The 17,678-nt window shown below is 72.1% G+C and carries 13 protein-coding genes; 6 read left to right on the top strand and 7 right to left on the bottom strand.

Features of this window, described 5'->3' with window-relative positions; genetic code table 11:
* Positions 1–155: 155 nt before the first annotated feature.
* From EAO70_RS11905 to EAO70_RS11885, 5 genes are all read left to right on the top strand, one after another.
* The gene (locus EAO70_RS11905; RefSeq protein WP_148002947.1) at positions 156–950 is read left to right on the top strand and encodes an ATP-binding cassette domain-containing protein; all 795 of its coding nucleotides are present in this window, start codon (positions 156–158) and stop codon (positions 948–950) included.
* Complete coding sequence (locus EAO70_RS11900) at positions 947–2,266, top strand: sugar ABC transporter permease (protein ID WP_402117796.1); 1,320 nt, start codon at positions 947–949, stop codon at positions 2,264–2,266. The genes EAO70_RS11905 and EAO70_RS11900 overlap by 4 nt, the downstream gene beginning before the upstream one ends.
* 254 nt (positions 2,267–2,520) lie before the next feature.
* Entirely contained in the window at positions 2,521–4,440 is a 1,920-nt protein-coding gene (gene dxs, locus EAO70_RS11895) for a 1-deoxy-D-xylulose-5-phosphate synthase (RefSeq protein ID WP_148002946.1), read from the top strand.
* A 122-nt stretch (positions 4,441–4,562) separates the two neighbouring features.
* Complete coding sequence (locus EAO70_RS11890) at positions 4,563–6,077, top strand: amino acid permease (RefSeq protein ID WP_148002945.1); 1,515 nt, start codon at positions 4,563–4,565, stop codon at positions 6,075–6,077.
* Positions 6,078–6,188: 111 nt separating this feature from the next.
* Complete coding sequence (locus tag EAO70_RS11885; protein ID WP_148002944.1) at positions 6,189–7,283, top strand: hypothetical protein; 1,095 nt, start codon at positions 6,189–6,191, stop codon at positions 7,281–7,283.
* A 119-nt stretch (positions 7,284–7,402) separates the two neighbouring features.
* On the opposite strand, the gene EAO70_RS11880 is transcribed toward EAO70_RS11885, so the two are convergent.
* The 5 genes from EAO70_RS11880 to EAO70_RS11860 form a co-directional block, all read right to left on the bottom strand.
* The gene (locus tag EAO70_RS11880; protein WP_148002943.1) at positions 7,403–9,541 is read right to left on the bottom strand and encodes a 3-hydroxyacyl-CoA dehydrogenase NAD-binding domain-containing protein; all 2,139 of its coding nucleotides are present in this window, start codon (positions 9,539–9,541) and stop codon (positions 7,403–7,405) included.
* A complete protein-coding gene (locus EAO70_RS11875) occupies positions 9,538–10,752 on the bottom strand; it encodes a thiolase family protein (RefSeq protein ID WP_148002942.1) in 1,215 nt (404 codons plus the stop codon). Before EAO70_RS11875 ends, EAO70_RS11880 begins: the two co-directional genes overlap by 4 nt.
* 208 nt (positions 10,753–10,960) lie before the next feature.
* A complete protein-coding gene (locus EAO70_RS11870) occupies positions 10,961–12,244 on the bottom strand; it encodes a ribonuclease D (RefSeq protein WP_148002941.1) in 1,284 nt (427 codons plus the stop codon).
* Between the two features lie 82 nt (positions 12,245–12,326).
* A complete protein-coding gene (locus EAO70_RS11865) occupies positions 12,327–12,992 on the bottom strand; it encodes a response regulator transcription factor (RefSeq protein ID WP_017242457.1) in 666 nt (221 codons plus the stop codon).
* A 301-nt stretch (positions 12,993–13,293) separates the two neighbouring features.
* On the bottom strand, positions 13,294–13,998 hold the full coding sequence (locus EAO70_RS11860; protein ID WP_148002940.1) for a DUF3000 domain-containing protein: 705 nt from the start codon (positions 13,996–13,998) through the stop codon (positions 13,294–13,296).
* Positions 13,999–14,089: 91 nt separating this feature from the next.
* Between EAO70_RS11860 and hemE the strand changes: the two genes are divergently transcribed.
* Positions 14,090–15,163 carry a uroporphyrinogen decarboxylase gene (gene hemE, locus EAO70_RS11855; protein ID WP_148002939.1) on the top strand — a complete coding sequence of 358 codons (1,074 nt, stop codon included), beginning with the start codon at positions 14,090–14,092 and terminating at the stop codon, positions 15,161–15,163.
* 58 nt (positions 15,164–15,221) lie between these two features.
* Here hemE and EAO70_RS11850 read toward each other — a convergent pair whose 3' ends face one another.
* Entirely contained in the window at positions 15,222–16,595 is a 1,374-nt protein-coding gene (locus EAO70_RS11850; protein WP_148002938.1) for an FAD-dependent oxidoreductase, read from the bottom strand.
* Positions 16,596–16,662: 67 nt separating this feature from the next.
* Positions 16,663–17,673, bottom strand: coding sequence for a DUF4349 domain-containing protein (locus EAO70_RS11845; RefSeq protein WP_148002937.1), 1,011 nt, complete (start codon positions 17,671–17,673; stop codon positions 16,663–16,665).
* Positions 17,674–17,678 lie beyond the last annotated feature (5 nt).

The following is a 17,678-nucleotide window of genomic DNA, read 5'->3' as shown; positions in this document are numbered from 1 at the left end:
GTGCAGCGCCAAAGTTCGAGGGGGGCTGAGCTCGTCCGGCCCCCGGCCGACCCAGACCCCGCTGTCGGTCCGGGGGCCGGACGAGCTCAGCCCCCCTCGAACTTTGGCGCTGCACCGGTGGCGCGACATGCCGCCGCCCGCGCGCGGCGAAGGAGTTGGTTCACGTGTCCCAGACGCAGGCGCCCGTGCTGGCGTTGCGCGGGATCTTCAAGCGGTTCGGAGCGGTTCAGGTCCTCTCCGGTGTCGATCTCGAAGTCCACGCAGGAGAGGTCGTCGCGCTCGTCGGCGACAACGGCGCGGGTAAGTCCACGCTGGTCAAGACGATCGCCGGTGTCCACCCGATCGACGAGGGCGTCATCGAGTGGGAGGGCGAGCGGGTGGAGATCTCCCGCCCGCAGGACTCCCAGAACCTCGGCGTCGCGACCGTCTACCAGGACCTCGCGCTCTGCGACAACCTGGACGTCGTCGCCAACCTGTTCCTCGGCCGCGAGATCAAGAAGGGCGGCGTCCTCGACGAGGTCGCCATGGAGAAGCGGGCCAAGGACCTGCTCTCCACGCTCTCGATCCGCATCCCCAGCGTCCGCATCCCCGTCGCCGCCCTCTCCGGCGGCCAGCGCCAGGTCGTCGCCATCGCGCGCGCCCTGGTCGGCGACCCCAAGATCGTCATCCTCGACGAACCGACCGCCGCCCTCGGCGTCGAGCAGACCGCCCAGGTCCTCGACCTGGTCGAGCGGCTGCGCGAGCAGGGCCTCGGCGTCATCCTCATCAGCCACAACATGGCCGATGTGAAGGCCGTCGCCGACACCGTGGCCGTGCTGCGCCTGGGCCGTAACAACGGCACCTTCCCGGTGGCCACCACCACGCACGAAGAGATCATCGCCGCGATCACCGGTGCCACGGACAACGCCGTGACCCGCCGCCAGGCCCGCAACGCGGAGGTAGCGAAGTGAGCAACACCCCTCCCACCGCGAGCGAAGAGGCAGCGGTGCCCGAGCCCCGTACCCCCGACGAGACGGCCCCGGTGACCGAGGCCCCGGCCGCCGCCGCGATACCCGCCGTCGACCCCCGCCTGCTCGTCCGCGAGCAGGGCTTCAAGGGCTACGTCGAGGAGTTCAAGCGCAAGATCCGCTCCGGTGAGATCGGCTCGCTGCCCGTCGTCGTCGGCCTCATCGTCATCGGCATCGTCTTCCAGGCCCTCACCGGCAACTTCATCACCTCGTACAACCTCGACCAGATCACGCTGTACGCGGTCGGCCCCGGCATCATGGCCGTCGGCATCGTCTTCGTGCTGCTGCTCGGCGAGATCGACCTCGCCGTCGGTTCGGTGGCCGGCCTCGCCGGCTCGGTCTGGGGCGTCCTCGGCACCGACATGCCGGACTCCCTCGCGATCCTCCTCGGCATCCTGTCCGGCACCCTGCTGGGCGCCTTCCACGGCCTGGTCTTCGCGAAGATCGGCGTCCCCGCCTTCGTCGTCACCCTGGCCGGCTTCCTCGGCTGGGCCGGTCTCCAGACCTGGGTGATGGGCGACAAGTCCACCATCCCGACCCCGATCGGCAGCTTCGTCGGCGACCTGACGAAGTACTACTTCTCCGACGTCGCCGCCGCCTACGGCCTGGCCGTGGCCGTCGTCGCCGCGTTCTACCTGGCCCAGCTGCGCGACTCCCGCCGCCGCAAGACCGCCGACCTGCCGCACCGCCCGCAGAGCGAGATCATCCTGCGCACCGCCGTCCTCGCGGTCCTGGTCCTCGTCGCCGCGTACGGCTTCAACCAGGAGCAGGGCCTGCCGCTCTCCCTGGTGATCTTCCTGGTCATCCTGCTCGTCACCGACTTCGTGCTGCGCCGCACCACGTACGGCCGCCAGGTCTTCGCCGTCGGCGGTGGCATCGAGGCCGCCCGCCGCGCCGGCATCAACGTCGCCTGGATCCGGATCTCGGTCTTCATGATCTCCGGCACGATGGGCGCGATCGGCGGACTGTTCCTGGCCTCCGCGACCGGCGGCGCCGACCGCTCCCTCGGCGGTGGCAACCAGCTGATGATGTGCATCGCCGCCGCGGTCATCGGCGGTACGTCCCTGTTCGGCGGACGCGGCAAGGTCTGGTCGGCGCTCCTCGGCATCCTGGTCATCCAGTCGATCGTCCAGGGCCTGAACCAGATGAACCTGTCCTCGAACGCGATCCAGTACATGATCACCGGCGCGGTCCTGCTCATCGCCGTGATCATCGACTCGGTCTCCCGCAAGACGCAGAAGACGGCCGGCCGCGCCTAGGGGCCCGTCCCCGCGCGCGTAACGCCCGCCACACCGCCCGGCGCCGTGAAACCGGCGCCGGGCACTGCTGCGTCCGGAGCAGTACCGCGGTCCGCGGGAATCCCCGCGGACCAGGGCACGGAGCCGTACAGATCAGCGACATGTAGGCCGTGGGAGTGACGCCCGACCCCCCGGCCCGATGCCCACGATCCAAGACGGAACATTAGACTCGACAAATCGGCAAGCTCGACCAGCTCAAACGCAAGGAGGCACGGGTGGCTCTGCTGACCCGTATCAGGGGACCGCGAGATCTGGACCGGCTCTCCCCGGAACAGCTGGACCAGCTGGCCGACGAGATCAGGACGTTCCTCGTGGACGCCGTCTCCAAGACCGGCGGGCACCTCGGGCCCAACCTGGGCGTGGTCGAGCTGACCATCGCCCTGCACCGCGTGTTCGACTCCCCGAAGGACAAGGTCCTCTGGGACACCGGCCACCAGAGCTACGTCCACAAGCTGCTCACGGGCCGCCAGGACTTCTCCAAGCTCAAGATGAAGGGCGGCCTCTCCGGCTACCCCTCGCAGGCCGAGTCCGAGCACGACGTCATCGAGAACTCGCACGCCTCCACGGTCCTCGGCTGGGCCGATGGACTCGCCAAGGCCAACGAGGTCCTCGGGAAGGACGACCACGTCGTCGCCGTCATCGGCGACGGGGCCCTCACCGGCGGCATGGCCTGGGAGGCGCTGAACAACATCGCCGCCGCCAAGGACCGCCCGCTCGTCATCGTCGTCAACGACAACGAGCGGTCCTACGCGCCCACCATCGGCGGCCTCGCCAACCACCTGGCGACCCTGCGCACCACCGACGGCTACGAGCGCTTCCTCGCCCGCGGCAAGGACATCCTGGAGCGCACCCCCGTCGTCGGGAAGCCGCTCTACGAGACCCTGCACGGCGCCAAGAAGGGCCTCAAGGACTTCATCGCCCCGCAGGGCATGTTCGAGGACCTCGGCCTCAAGTACGTCGGCCCCATCGACGGCCACGACATCGAGGCCCTGGAGTCCGCCCTGACGCGCGCCAAGCGCTTCGGCGGGCCCGTCATCGTCCACTGCCTCACCGAGAAGGGCCGCGGCTACCAGCCGGCCCTCCAGGACGAGGCCGACCGCTTCCACGCCGTCGGCAAGATCCACCCCGACACCGGCCTGCCCCTCTCCTCCTCCGGCGCCGACTGGACCGGCGTCTTCGCCGAGGAGATGGTCGCCCTCGGCAAGGAGCGCGCGGACATCGTCGCCATCACGGCGGCCATGCTCCAGCCCGTCGGCCTCGACAAGTTCGCCAAGGCCTACCCCGAGCGGGTCTTCGACGTCGGCATCGCCGAGCAGCACGCCGCCGTCTCGGCCGCCGGCCTGGCCACCGGCGGTCTGCACCCGGTCTTCGCGGTCTACGCGACCTTCCTCAACCGCGCCTTCGACCAGGTCCTCATGGACGTGGCCCTGCACAAGTGCGGCGTCACCTTCGTGCTCGACCGGGCCGGCGTCACCGGCACCGACGGCGCCTCCCACAACGGCATGTGGGACATGTCGATCCTCCAGGTCGTCCCCGGCCTGCGGCTCGCCGCCCCGCGCGACGCCGACCAGGTCCGCGCCCAGCTGCGCGAGGCCGTCGAGGTCACCGACGCCCCCACCGTGGTCCGCTTCTCCAAGGGCGCCGTCGGCCCCGCCGTCCCGGCCCTGCGCCGCGTCGGCGGCATGGACGTGCTCCGCGAGCCCGGCGCGGACCGGCCGGACGTCCTCCTGGTCTCCGTGGGCGCCCTGGCGCCCATGTGCCTGGAGATCGCCGACCTCCTCGACAACCACGGCATCTCCACCACCGTGGTCGACCCCCGCTGGGTCAAGCCCGTCGACGAGGCCCTCGCCCCACTGGCCGAGCGCCACCGCGTCGTCGTCACGGTCGAGGACAACAGCCGCGTCGGCGGCGTCGGCTCGGCCGTCGCCCAGGCGCTCCGCGACGCCGGCGTGGACGTACCGCTGCGTGACTTCGGCATCCCGCCGCGGTTCCTCGACCACGCCTCCCGCGGCGAGGTCCTGGCGGAGATCGGTCTGACCGCCCCGGACATCGCCCGGCAGGTCACCGGCCTGGTCTCGCGCCTCGACGGCAGGTTCGAGAGCAGCGCGCAGGCCGTGGAGCCCGCCCGCGACTGACGGTCACCGTCACCCCGTGTCACCCCGGGGGCCGATCGGTTCACTCTTGGGAGTGCCGATCGGCCCTTTCGCGTGCATCCTGTCCACAGGACGGGCAGCCCCATGGCAGGGAGGTACGACGAGTGAGTACGGACCAGCAGCCACGCGCCAACAGCGGCGTCTTCCGGACCAAGACGGTCGAGCAGTCGATCCGCGACACGGAAGAACCGGAGCACGCGCTCAAGAAGTCCCTGTCCGCATGGGACCTGATGGTGTTCGGCGTCGGCGTCATCATCGGCACCGGCATCTTCGTCCTGACGGGCAAGGTCGCCAAGGAGAACGCCGGCCCGGCCACCGCCCTCGCCTTCATCGCCGCGGGCATCGTCTGCGCCCTCGCCGCCCTGTGCTACGCCGAGTTCGCCTCCACGGTGCCGGTCGCGGGCTCGGCGTACACCTTCGCGTACGCCTCCATCGGCGAGCTGCCCGCCTGGATCATCGGCTGGGACCTCGTCCTGGAGTTCGCCCTGGGCACGGCGGTGGTCGCCGTCGGCTGGTCGGGCTACGTCCGCTCGCTCATGGACAACATCGGCTGGCACCTACCGGCGGCGCTGGAGGGGCCGGACGTGCCGGGCGGCACCTTCGACATCCTCGCCTTCCTCCTCGTCCTGGTGCTGACCGTCGTCCTCGTCCTCGGCATGAAGCTCTCCGCCCGGATCACCGCGCTCGTCGTGGCGATCAAGGTCACCGTGGTGATGATCGTGATCGTTGCCGGCCTGTTCTTCATCGTCGGCGACAACTACAAGCCCTTCATCCCGCCGGCCGTCACCCCCGAGGGCGGCGGCTCCAACTGGGACTCCCCGCTGGTCCAGCTGATCTTCGGCTACGAGCCGACCAACTTCGGCGTCATGGGCATCTTCACCGCCGCCTCGGTCGTCTTCTTCGCCTTCATCGGCTTCGACGTGGTGGCCACCGCCGCCGAGGAGACCAAGCTGCCCCAGCGGGACATGCCCCGCGGCATCCTCGGCTCGCTCTTCATCTGCACCGTGCTCTACGTGGCCGTCGCGCTGGTCGTCACCGGCATGCAGCACTACACGGAACTCTCCGTGAGCGCCCCGCTCGCCGACGCCTTCAAGGCCGCCGGGCATCCCTTCTACGCGGGCGTGATCAGCTTCGGCGCCGCCGTCGGCCTCACCACGGTCTGTCTCATCCTGCTGCTCGGCCAGACCCGGGTGTTCTTCGCGATGAGCCGCGACGGCCTGCTGCCGCGCTTCTTCTCCAAGACGCACCCGCGGTTCAAGACCCCGTACCGGCCGACCATCCTGCTCGGTGTGATCATCGCCATCGTGGCCGGCTTCACCAGCATCAACGAGCTCGCGACCCTGGTGAACATCGGCACGCTCTTCGCGTTCGTGGTCGTCGCGTTCGGCGTCATCGTGCTCCGCCGCACCCGCCCCGACCTGCCGCGTGCCTTCCGCACCCCCTGGGTGCCGGTGCTGCCGATCCTCTCCATCGCCGCCTCGCTCTGGCTGATGCTCAACCTGCCGGGCGAGACCTGGTTCCGGTTCGCGGTCTGGATGGTCATCGGCATCGTCGTGTACTTCCTGTACGGGCGCGGTCACAGTCGGCTCGGGCAGCAGGGCCGGCGCGCGGATTACTGAGGGGGGCCGCGGGACGGTGACACCGCGGGCGCGGAGAGGACCGTTCGGCGAGGCGACTAAAGTCGTTTCGTACCCGAACTCCTTCCGACGACCGGAGTGCTGGATCCCCCCATGGCTAATCCATCCCAGGCCGCTGCGGCCCCCTCCCACGGCTCCTCCACCGCGCCCCTGCTCCAGGGCGCCTGGCTGACCAGAGGAGCGGAGGGCCGGTTCAGCGCCTACCTGCCCAGGGAGGGCGAGGTGGTGCGCTGGACCGAGGAGCCCGACGGATCCTGGACCGGCCCCGTCTCCCTCGGCGGCCCGGGCCCGGCAGGCGCCCTCACCCCCTTCCTCGCCGTCGGCCAGGGCGCCGACCGCTACGTCCACCTCGTCGGCCTGCGGCCCACGGACGGCGGCGACGACCACCTGGAACTGGTGCACTGCGTCCAGTTCCAGACGGGCCGCCCCGCGGTGGCCTGGCGCTCCCTCGGCCACTCCAACGGCAAGGGGCCCTGGACCGGCAACCCCGCCGTCGCGGTGGACGGCCAGGGCCGCGTGTACGCCTTCATGCGCAACGGCGGCGGCGGGCTCAGCGTCCGGGCCCAGAAGGACGCCGGCGGCTGGCACCCGTGGTGGGACCTGATGGGCTCCAAGACCGACCCCTCGCCGGTCGCGGTCACCAACGGCTCCGGCTTCGTCGAGCTGTACAGCTCGCACGCCAAGGGCCTCGTCCGCTACGTCCAGCGCGAGTCAGGCGCCAAGCCGATCCGCGAGGAGCTGCTCCCCGCCTCGGTGACCATGGGCACCCTGGCGGCCGCGACCGGCCCCTCCGGGCACGTCACCCTCTTCTACCTGGACCTGGACGGACAGGTCCGCGCCTGGTCGCCGGAGCGCTCCCTGGAGCCCACGGTGCTCGGCAAGGCCGTCGGCACCGGGCGGCTCGCGGCCACCCGCTGCCTCATCGACGGCTTCGACTGCACGGTCCTCGCCCAGCAGTCGGCCGACGGCCGGCTCGCCCTCGCCGCCTACCCGAGCGAGCAGGAGGCCGACGGCATCGAGTGGTCGGAGACCGGGGAACGGCACGCCGACCTCGCCGCCGTCCTCACCCGCGGGCTCGACGGGCGCCTGGTCGCGATGGCCCGGACCGGCGACGGCGCGCCGATCACCACCCGCCAGAAGGCCTCGGCCGAGGGGCTGCTGCTGGAGGGCTGGCGTTCCATAGGGTGACACCGCCCGAGAAGGCCCGGAAGGGCCCGAGGAGCGCCCCGGCCCACGCGAACGGCCCCGGACACCTGGAGAAGGTGTCCGGGGCCGTCCACGTACGCCCTGGGGCGCGAGGCCGGGTGTTACGCCGGGACGCTCGCCACGCCCTGTGCGAGGAAACGCTTGCCGTTGACACGCTCGGAGACGCCCTCGCGGTCCAGGTACGGCGTGACGCCGCCCAGGTGGAAGGGCCAGCCCGCACCGGTGATCAGGCAGAGGTCGATGTCCTGCGCCTCGGCGACGACACCCTCCTCCAGCATCAGGCCGATCTCCTGCGCCACCGCGTCCWGGACGCGGTCGCGGACCTGCTCCTCGGTGAGGACGGAGTCGCCCTGGACGAGGAGGGCGGCGACCTCCGGGTCGAGCTCCGGCTTGAAGCCGTTCTCGGCGTTGTAGACGTAGAAGCCGCGCTTGCCGGCCTCGACGACCCGCTTGAGGTTCGGCGAGACGGTGAAGCGCTCCGGGAAGGAGCGGTTCAGGGTCTCGGAGACGTGCAGGCCGATGGCCGGGCCGACCAGCTCCAGGAGGACCAGCGGCGACATCGGCAGGCCCAGGGGCTCGATCGCCTTCTCGGCGGTCTCGACCGGGGTGCCCTCGTCGATGACGTTCTGGATCTCGCCCATGAAGCGGGTCAGGATGCGGTTCACGACGAACGCCGGGGCGTCCTTGGTGAGGACCGCGGTCTTCTTCAGCTTCTTGGCGACGCCGAACGCGGTGGCCAGCGACGCGTCGTCGGTCTGCTCGCCGCGGACGATCTCCAGGAGCGGGAGGATCGCGACCGGGTTGAAGAAGTGGAAGCCGACCACGCGCTCCGGGTGCTGGAGCTTGGAGGCCATCTCCGACACCGAGAGCGAGGAGGTGTTGGTGGCGAGGATCGCGTGCGCCGGGGCGACCGCCTCTACCTCCGCGAACACCTTCTGCTTGACGGACATCTCCTCGAACACGGCCTCGATGATGAAGTCCGCGTCCGCGAAGCCCGCCGCCTTGTCCAGGACACCGGAGACCAGGCCCTTGAGACGGTTGGCCTTGTCCTGGTTGATGCGGCCCTTGCCGAGCAGCTTCTCGATCTCGGTGTGGACGTAGCCCACGCCCTTGTCCACGCGCTCCTGGTCGATGTCGGTCAGGACGACCGGCACCTCGAGGCGGCGCAGGAAGAGCAGGGCGAGCTGGGAGGCCATCAGACCGGCGCCGACGACACCGACCTTGGTGACCGGGCGGGCCAGCGACTTGTCCGGGGCGCCGGCGGGGCGCTTCCCGCGCTTCTGCACCAGGTTGAAGGCGTAGATGCCGGAGCGGAGCTCGCCGCCCATGATCAGGTCCGCGAGGGCCTGGTCCTCGGCGTCGAAGCCCTTCTGCAGGTCGCCGTCCTTGGCGGCCTCGATGATGTCGAGGGCGCGGTAGGCGGCCGGCGCGGCGCCGTGGACCTTGGAGTCGGCGACGGTACGGCCCTTGGCGACGGCCTGGTCCCAGGCCTCGCCGCGGTCGACCTCGGGGCGCTCGACGGTCACGGAGCCGTTCAGGACGGAGGCCGTCCAGATCAGCGACTGCTCCAGGAAGTCCGCGCCCTCGAAGACGGCGTCGGCGATGCCGAGCTCGAAGACCTGCTTGCCCTTGAGCTGGCGGTTCTGGTTCAGCGAGTTCTCGATGATGACCGAGACGGCCTTCTCGGCGCCGATCAGGTTCGGCAGGAGGGCGCAGCCGCCCCAGCCGGGCACCAGGCCGAGGAAGACCTCGGGCAGCGAGAAGGCCGGCAGGGCCTTCGACACGGTGCGGTAGGTGCAGTGCAGACCGACCTCGACGCCGCCGCCCATGGCCGCGCCGTTGTAGTACGCGAAGGTCGGGACGGCGAGCGCGGACAGGCGCTTGAAGACGTCGTGGCCGCCCTTGCCGATGGCGAGCGCCTCGTCGTGCTTCTTCAGCAGCTCGACGCCCTTGAGGTCGGCGCCGACGGCGAAGATGAACGGCTTGCCGGTGATGCCGACGCCGACGATGTCACCGTTGGCGGCCTCGGCCTCGACCTGGTCGATCGCCGTGTTCAGGTTGGCCAGCGACTGCGGGCCGAAGGTGGTCGGCTTGGTGTGGTCGAAGCCGTTGTCCAGCGTGATCAGGGCGAACCGGCCCGCACCGGCGGGCAGTTCGAAGTGCCGTACGTGGGCGCTGGTGACGACCTCGTCGGGGAAGAGCTCCGCGGCGCCCTTCAGAAGCTCGGCGGTGGTGCTCACTTGCCCTCCCAGTGGGGGTTTTCCCAGATGACCGTGGCGCCCATGCCGAAGCCGACGCACATCGTGTTGAGGCCGTAGCGGACCTGCGGGTTCTCCTCGAACTGGCGGGCCAGCTGCGTCATGAGGCGGACGCCGGAGGAGGCGAGCGGGTGACCGTAGGCGATGGCTCCGCCGTACTGGTTCACCCGGGCGTCGTCGTCGGCGATGCCGTAGTGCTCCAGGAAGGCGAGGACCTGGACCGCGAAGGCCTCGTTGACCTCGAAGAGGCCGATGTCCTCGATGGACAGACCGGCCTGGGCGAGGGCCTTCTCGGTCGCGGGGATCGGGCCGTAGCCCATGACCTCGGGCTCGACGCCGGCGAAGGCGTACGAGACGAGGCGCATCTTGACGGGGAGGTCGTTCTCCCGCGCGAAGTCCTCGGAGGCGATGATCGAGGCGGTGGCGCCGTCGTTCAGGCCGGCCGCGTTGCCCGCGGTGACGTTGCCGTGGACGCGGAACGGCGTCTTCAGGTTGGCCAGCGACTCCAGGGTGGTGCCCGGGCGCATCGGCTCGTCGGCGGTGACCAGGCCCCAGCCGGTCTCACCGGTGGAGGCGTCGGTGCGGCGGACCGAGATCGGCACCAGGTCCTGCTGGATCTTGCCGTCGGCGTACGCCTTGGCGGCCTTCTCCTGCGAGCGCACGGCGTACTCGTCGGCGCGCTGCTTGGTGATGCTCGGGTAGCGGTCGTGCAGGTTCTCGGCGGTCATGCCCATGAAGAGGGCGGACTCGTCGACGAGCTTCTCCGACACGAAGCGCGGGTTCGGGTCGACGCCCTCGCCCATGGGGTGGCGGCCCATGTGCTCGACACCACCGGCGATCACGGCGTCGTACGCGCCGAAGGCGATCGAACCGGCGACGCTGGTCACAGCCGTGAGGGCGCCGGCGCACATGCGGTCGATGGAGTAGCCCGGCACCGACTGCGGCAGCCCGGCGAGGATGCCCGCCGTGCGGCCGAGGGTCAGACCCTGGTCACCGATCTGCGTGGTCGCGGCGATGGCGACCTCGTCGATGCGCGCGGGGTCGAGGCCCGGGTTGCGGCGCAGCAGCTCCCGGATGGCCTTGACGACGAGATCGTCGGCGCGGGTCTCGTGGTAGATGCCCTTCGGGCCCGCCTTGCCGAACGGGGTGCGGACGCCGTCGACGAAGACGACGTCCCTGACGGTACGAGGCACGATGGCTCTCCTCCAGGGTGCGGGATGGCACTGCTGCGGCACACGCCTAAGCGTGCGCTTGCTTCCCCCATGCTACTTGTGGGTAACCAGGCTGCCCACCCCTTGACGGCCAAGCGGCGAAGGTCACACCCCGAAGCCTGCCGGACATGTCGGAGCCCCCGGCGCATTTCGGCGTGCCGGGGGCTCTTCCCGTCGGGTGGCGGGCGGGTCACGCCGTGGCCGTCAGGGCCTTCACCAGGAGGGGGGTCACCAGGCCGACCTGCCAGGGGCGGGCGCCGTGGCCCGTCAGGGCGGCGGCCACGCCGTCCGCGTCGGCCGGGGCCGGGGGCTCCCAGCAGACCCGGCGGACCGTGTCCGGGGTGATCAGGTTCTCCTGCGGCAGGTTCAGCTCCTCCGCGAGGGCCGAGACCGCCGTGCGGGCCGCCGACAGGCGGGCCGCCGCGACCGGGTCCTTGTCCGCCCAGGCGCGCGGCGGGGGCGGGCCCGCCATCTGCTGGCCCGGCTGGGGGAGCTCGCTCTCGGGCAGGGCGCGGGCGCGGTCGACGGCCGCCTGCCACTGCTCCAGCTGGCGCCGGCCCATCCGGTGCCCGAAGCCGGGCAGCGCCGTGAGAGCGGTCACGTTCACCGGCACCGCCAGCGCGGCCTCCACGATCGCCGCGTCGCCCAGCACCTTGCCGGGGGAGACGTCACGCCGCTGGGCGACCGCGTCGCGGGCCGTCCACAGCTCGCGTACGACCGCCATCTGGCGGCGCCGCCGCACCTTGTGCATGCCGGAGGTGCGCCGCCACGGGTCCTTGCGCGGCGGGGCGGGCGGGGCCGAGGCGATGGCGTCGAACTCCTGGTGCGCCCACTCCAGCTTCCCCTGGCGGTCGAGCTCCTTCTCCAGGGCGTCCCGGAGGTCGCCGAGCAGTTCGACGTCGAGGGCCGCGTACCGCAGCCAGGGCTCGGGCAGCGGCCGGGTGGACCAGTCGACGGCGGAGTGGCCCTTCTCCAGGGCGTAGCCGAGGACGGACTCGACCATCGCGCCGAGGCCGACGCGCGGGAAGCCCGCGAGTCGCCCGGCGAGCTCGGTGTCGAACAGCGAGGTCGGGCGCATGCCTATGTCGCGCAGGCAGGGAAGATCCTGGGTCGCTGCGTGCAGGATCCACTCGGTCCCGGCGAGCGCCTCGCCGAGACCCGAGAGGTCGGGGCAGCCCACCGGGTCGACGAGCGCGGTCCCCGCGCCCTCGCGGCGGAGCTGGACGAGGTAGGCGCGCTGGCCGTAGCGGTAGCCGGAGGCGCGCTCGGCGTCCACGGCGACGGGGCCGCGGCCGGCCGCGAAGGCGGCGATCACCTCGGCGAGGGCGTCCTCGGTCTCGACGACGGGCGGAATCCCCTCGCGGGGCTCCAGCAACGGGATCGGAAGCCCATTCGCAGGGACATCGTCGTCCGGGGGGCCGCCCCCGGTGGTGCGCAGTGCTGTGTCTGCTGCGGTCTCTTGGGCGTCGGTCACCTGTCAAGGGTATCGGTGAACGGCAGGCGCCTGTCGACGGAACGTTCCGTCGACAGGCGCCGCCTTCTCGTCCACCGCTCCGTCAGTGGATGATGCCCGTCCGCAGGGCGACGGCGACCATGCCGGCGCGGTCGCCGGTGCCCAGCTTGCGGGCGATCCGGGCGAGGTGGCTCTTCACGGTGAGGGCGGAGAGGCCCATGGAGACGCCGATCGCCTTGTTCGACTGGCCCTCCGCGACGAGCCGGAGCACCTCGACCTCACGGCCGGAGAGCTCGCGGTAACCGCCCGGGTGGCTCGGGGCACCCGGGGGGCGGCGGTGGCCGAGACGTGCGGCGGCGGAGCCGATGGGGGCGGCTCCGGGCCGGGTCGGGTGGCCGATGTTGGTACGGGTGCCGGTGACGACATAGCCCTTCACGCCGCCCGCCAGGGCGTTGCGCACGGCGCCGATGTCGTCCGCCGCCGAGAGGGCGAGGCCGTTGGGCCAGCCCGCGGCGCGGGTCTCGGACAGCAGGGTCAGGCCGCTGCCGTCGGGCAGATGGACGTCGGCAACGCAGATGTCGCGCGGGTTGCCGACGCGGGGACGTGCCTCCGCGATGGAAGAAGCCTCGATCACGTCGCGTACTCCGAGGGCCCACAGGTGGCGGGTCACGGTGGAGCGGACGCGCGGGTCGGCCACGACGACCATGGCCGTCGGCTTGTTCGGGCGGTAGGCGACCAGGCTTGCGGGCTGCTCGAGGAGAACGGACACCAGGCCTCCTGGGGGGAAGGGTGCGGGACGGAGCCGGCTCGGGGAAGAGGCCGGGGGGTGAACCCGTGCTGTGCAGGGGGTCACTGACTCCTTCGGCAGGTGGGCCGTCCGCCTTTAGGGAAAGATCACGATTTGGTGAGTAACAATTGGGGCAATTCGGACGCGTGATCGATCATCCTACGAGCGGGCCCCCTCGATTCACTCCTGAGGGGGAGGGGTGGAGCCGCCGTTCGGGCACCGGGGACGCCCAGCCCACCCGCGCACGCTCCGGACGCTCCGCAGGATGGCTTGATCCCGTCCCTCAGGCCTGCTGCGGCCCTCGTCGCTGCGGCAGCGAGACGATCCCCGCGCCCGTCACCGTCCCCGTCGTCCCCGCCGCCGGGTCCGCGGCCACCGGCGGCAGCCCCGCGATCTGGCAGAGCAGGCCGCACCGAGCCGAGAGGTGCGCACCGGTGTCCGGGACCCCGCCCAGCCCTCGAGATCCGGGCGTCCAGGACGCCCGGATCTCGATCTGCGTCGCCGGCCTGCGGTCGGCGAGCGCGCCGAAGTAGTGCGAGCCCGCCATCGTCACGGTCCCGCCGGCCTCCCCGTACGCGAGCCCCCGGGACTCCAGGGCCCCGGTCAGCCAGGACCAGCACACCTCGGGCAGCAGCGGATCGGCCGCCATCTCCGGCTCCAGCTCCGCCCGGACCAGCGTGACGAGCCGGAAGGTGCCCTTCCAGGCCTCGTGCCCGTCCGGGTCGTGCAGCAGCACCAGCCGCCCGTCCGCGAGATCGTCCTCGCCGTCCACGACGGCCGCCTCCACCGCGTACGCGTGGGGGGCGAGCCGCTGCGGCGGCCTCGTCGGGTCGACCTCGATCTCGGGCCGCAGCCGGGCCGCGCGCAGGGCCTCCACCGCCCGCCGGAACGCCGGTGGCACCGCGTCCGCCTCCGTACTGTCCGCCGTTTCGCCCGTCCCTCGATCGCCGTCGGAATGATCGGAAAAATGTCCCTGAGCCGCAGCCATGCGGGGAAGAGTAGGCGGAACGGGCCCTCCACGCAGGGAGGGACACCCTGCCCGGACGAGCGGCTTCCCGCCACATGCGAAGATTCTGGGCGTGAGTGCCAACGAACGCCCCACGGGCCAGCAGACGAAGCAGTCGCGGACGTACGACTCCGCGTTCCTCAAGGCATGCCGACGCGAACCCGTGCCGCACACCCCCGTCTGGTTCATGCGCCAGGCCGGGCGTTCGCTCCCCGAGTACCTGAAGGTGCGCGAGGGCATCCCCATGCTCGACTCCTGCATGCGCCCCGAGCTGGTCACCGAGATCACCCTCCAGCCGGTCCGCCGCCACAAGGTCGACGCCGCGATCTACTTCAGCGACATCGTCGTCCCCCTCAAGGCCATCGGCCTCGACCTCGACATCAAGCCCGGCGTCGGCCCGGTCGTCGCCGACCCGATCCGCACCCGCGCCGACCTGGACCGGCTGCGCGACCTGACCCCCGAGGACGTCCACTACGTCACCGAGGCCATCGGGATGCTCACCGAGGAGCTGGGCGACACCCCGCTCATCGGCTTCGCCGGCGCGCCGTTCACCCTCGCGAGCTACCTCGTCGAGGGCGGACCCTCGCGCAGCCACGAGCGCACCAAGGCCATGATGTACGGCGACCCGCAGCTCTGGGCCGACCTGCTCGACCGGCTCGCGGAGATCACCTCGGCCTTCCTCAAGGTCCAGATCGAGGCCGGCGCCTCCGCCGTCCAGCTCTTCGACTCCTGGGTCGGCGCCCTCGCCCCGGCCGACTACCGCCGCTCCGTCATGCCGGCCTCCACGAAGGTGTTCGACGCGATCGCCGGGTACGGCGTCCCGCGCATCCACTTCGGCGTCGGCACCGGCGAACTCCTCGGCCTCATGGGCGAGGCCGGCGCGGACGTCGTCGGCGTCGACTGGCGCGTCCCGCTCGACGAGGCCGCCCGCCGCGTCGGCCCCGGCAAGGCGCTCCAGGGCAACCTGGACCCGGCCGTCCTCTTCGCCCCGACCGAGGTCGTCGAGGCCAAGACGGACGAGATCCTGGCCGCCGCGCGGGACCTGGAGGGCCACGTCTTCAACCTGGGCCACGGCGTCATGCCGTCCATGGACCCGGACGCCCTGTCCCGGCTCGTCGAGTACGTCCACACCCGGACGGCCGTCTGACCGGCCCGCACCACCCGTCCGACGGCCGCCGGGGCCCCCGGCGGCCGTCGTTCTGTCGTCAGCCCGCCGCCCGGACCGCCGCCGTCGCCTTGCGGGCCGCGACCAGGACCGGGTCCCACACCGGGGAGAACGGCGGCGCGTACCCCAGGTCCAGCGCGGTCATCCGCTCCACCGTCATCCCCGCCGTCAGCGCCACGGCCGCGACGTCCACCCGCTTCGCCGCGCCCTCCCGGCCCACGATCTGCACCCCGAGCAGGCGGCCGGTGCGCCGCTCGGCCAGCATCTTCACCGTCATCTCCGCGGCCCCCGGGTAGTACCCGGCCCGGCTCGTCGACTCCACGGTCACCGTCACGTACCGCAGCCCCACCTCCCGCGCGTCCTTCTCCCGCAGTCCGGTCCGGGCCAGCTCCAGGTCGCAGACCTTGGACACCGCCGTGCCCACGACCCCGGGGAAGGTCGCGTAGTCGCCGCCGACGTTGGACCCGATGACCTGGCCGTGCTTGTTCGCGTGCGTGCCCAGCGGCACGTACCGCTCGCGGCCCGAGACCAGGTCGAGCACCTCCACGCAGTCGCCGCCCGCCCAGATGTTCCCGTGGCCCCTGACCCGCATGGCCAGGTCGGTGAGCAGCCCCCCGTGCGCGCCCAGCGGCAGCCCCGCCGCCCGGGCCAGCGAGGTCTCCGGGACCACGCCCATGCCCAGCACGACCACGTCCGCCGGGTACTCCGCCTCGTCCGTCGCGACCGCCCTGACCCGGCCGTCCTCACCGGTGAGGATCTTCGTGGCCTCCGCGGAGGCGACCGTGGTGATCCCCAGGCCGTCCATCGCCCGGTGCACCAGCCGGCCCATGTCCGGGTCGAGGGTCGCCATCGGCTGCTCGCCCCGGTGCAGGACCGTCACCTCGTAGCCGCGGTGGAGGAGCGCCTCGGCCATCTCCACGCCGATGTAGCCCGCGCCGACCACGACCGCCCGCCGCCCGTCGGACGCGTTCAGCGAGTCGAGCAGCGCCTGTCCGTCGTCCAGGGTCTGCACCCCGTGCACCCCGGGGGCGTCGATCCCCGGCAGGGCGGGCCGCCTGGGGCGGGCGCCCGTCGCGACCACCAGCTTGTCGAAGCCCGTCCAGGTCTCGCCGCCGGTCGCCAGGTCCCGGGCGAGGACCCGCTGCCCGTCCAGGTCGATCGCCGTCACCTCCGTCCGCATCCGCAGGTCGATCCCGCGCTCCCGGTGCTCCTCGGGGGAGCGCGCGATCAGCTCGTCGCGGGTGGCGACGTCCCCGCCGACCCAGTACGGGATGCCGCAGGCCGAGTACGAGGAGAAGTGGCCGCGCTCGAACGCGACGATCTCCAGGTCCTCGGGCCCCTTGAGCCTGCGTGCCTGCGACGCGGCGGACATCCCCGCCGCGTCGCCACCGATGACCACCAGTCGTTCGCTCATGCCCCCAGTGTGGGCTCGGTTGCGGGCCGGGGACGCCATGCCGGCCGAACCGCCGCTCCCCGTCGGCTCATTCGCGGCTGCCGGGGGCCTCGGGACCGGCGGGCGGCACGGCCGCTCCGGCGGCGTCGCGCCGGGCCGCGGGGACGCCGGCCGGAGCCGCCGGCGGGGCCGTACGGGCCGCCCGGGCCGTGCGCCGGGGCCGGACGACCCGGCTCCACAGCAGGTAGCCGACGAGGGCCACGGCCAGCCACGGGGCCAGGGCCGCCAGCACCACCACGGCCCAGGAGGCCGCGCCGACCAGCGCGTTCCAGCCGCCACTCAGGGCGTCGCCGAAGCCGGGCCGGCCCTCCTCGCGCTCCTCCTCGCGCGGCTTCTCCTTCTGGGAGAGCTCCAGGGTGATCGTCGCCAGCGACGTGCGGTCCTTCAGGGAGGACTGCTGGGCCAGCAGCGACTCCAGGTCGGCCTGGCGGCGGCTCAGCTCGCCCTCCAGGGTCACCACGTCGGCCAGCTTCTCGGCCCGGTCCATCAGGGCCCGCACCCGCGCCACGCTCGCCCGCTGGGTGGCGATCCGGCTCTCCACGTCCACCACCTGCTCGGTGACGTCCTTGGCGTCCGCCTTCCGCGACAGCAGCCTCCCCGTGCCGGTGAGCTCGCCGAGGACCGCCTCGTACCGCTCCTGCGGCACCCGCAGCACGACGCGGGAGACGACGTGTCCCTCGTCCACCCGCTCGGTCGACTCGTTCTCGACGCGACCGCCCGCGGCGGCCGTCGCGTCCCGCGCGGTGGCGAGCGCCTTCGGCACGTCGGCGACCTCCACCGAGAGCGAGGCGGTACGGATGACGTGCTGCCGCGCGGGCGCCTTCGAGGGCGCGGCCGGGGCCTTCTCGGCGTTCGGTCCCGTGTAGCCGTCGGCCGCCCCCTGCTCCGCGCCGCCCTTGGCGTCCGCGGCGCTCACGTCCCGCTTGGCGCTCCCGGCCGAGTCGCCGCCGGCTCCGCAGCCGGTCAGCAGCAGCGCCGCCGTGAGCAGGACCCCGCCCGCCGCCGCCCGCGTTCTCGCCGTCGTCCGTGTGCTCCGCATGGAAT

This window comes from Streptomyces sp. adm13(2018) (genome assembly GCF_008042145.1).
GTDB lineage: Bacteria > Actinomycetota > Actinomycetes > Streptomycetales > Streptomycetaceae > Streptomyces.
This window is presented reverse-complemented; position numbering and strand designations above follow the sequence as displayed.

Excerpts from the sequence above, each read along its gene's own strand:
- EAO70_RS11850 (WP_148002938.1), bottom strand. The coding sequence starts at position 16,595 with ATGAGCGAACGACTGGTGGTCATCGGTGGCGACGCGGCGGGGATGTCC.
- EAO70_RS11845 (WP_148002937.1), bottom strand. The coding sequence starts at position 17,673 with ATGCGGAGCACACGGACGACGGCGAGAACGCGGGCGGCGGCGGGCGGG.
- EAO70_RS11885 (WP_148002944.1), top strand. The coding sequence starts at position 6,189 with ATGGCTAATCCATCCCAGGCCGCTGCGGCCCCCTCCCACGGCTCCTCC.
- EAO70_RS11860 (WP_148002940.1), bottom strand. The coding sequence starts at position 13,998 with ATGGCTGCGGCTCAGGGACATTTTTCCGATCATTCCGACGGCGATCGA.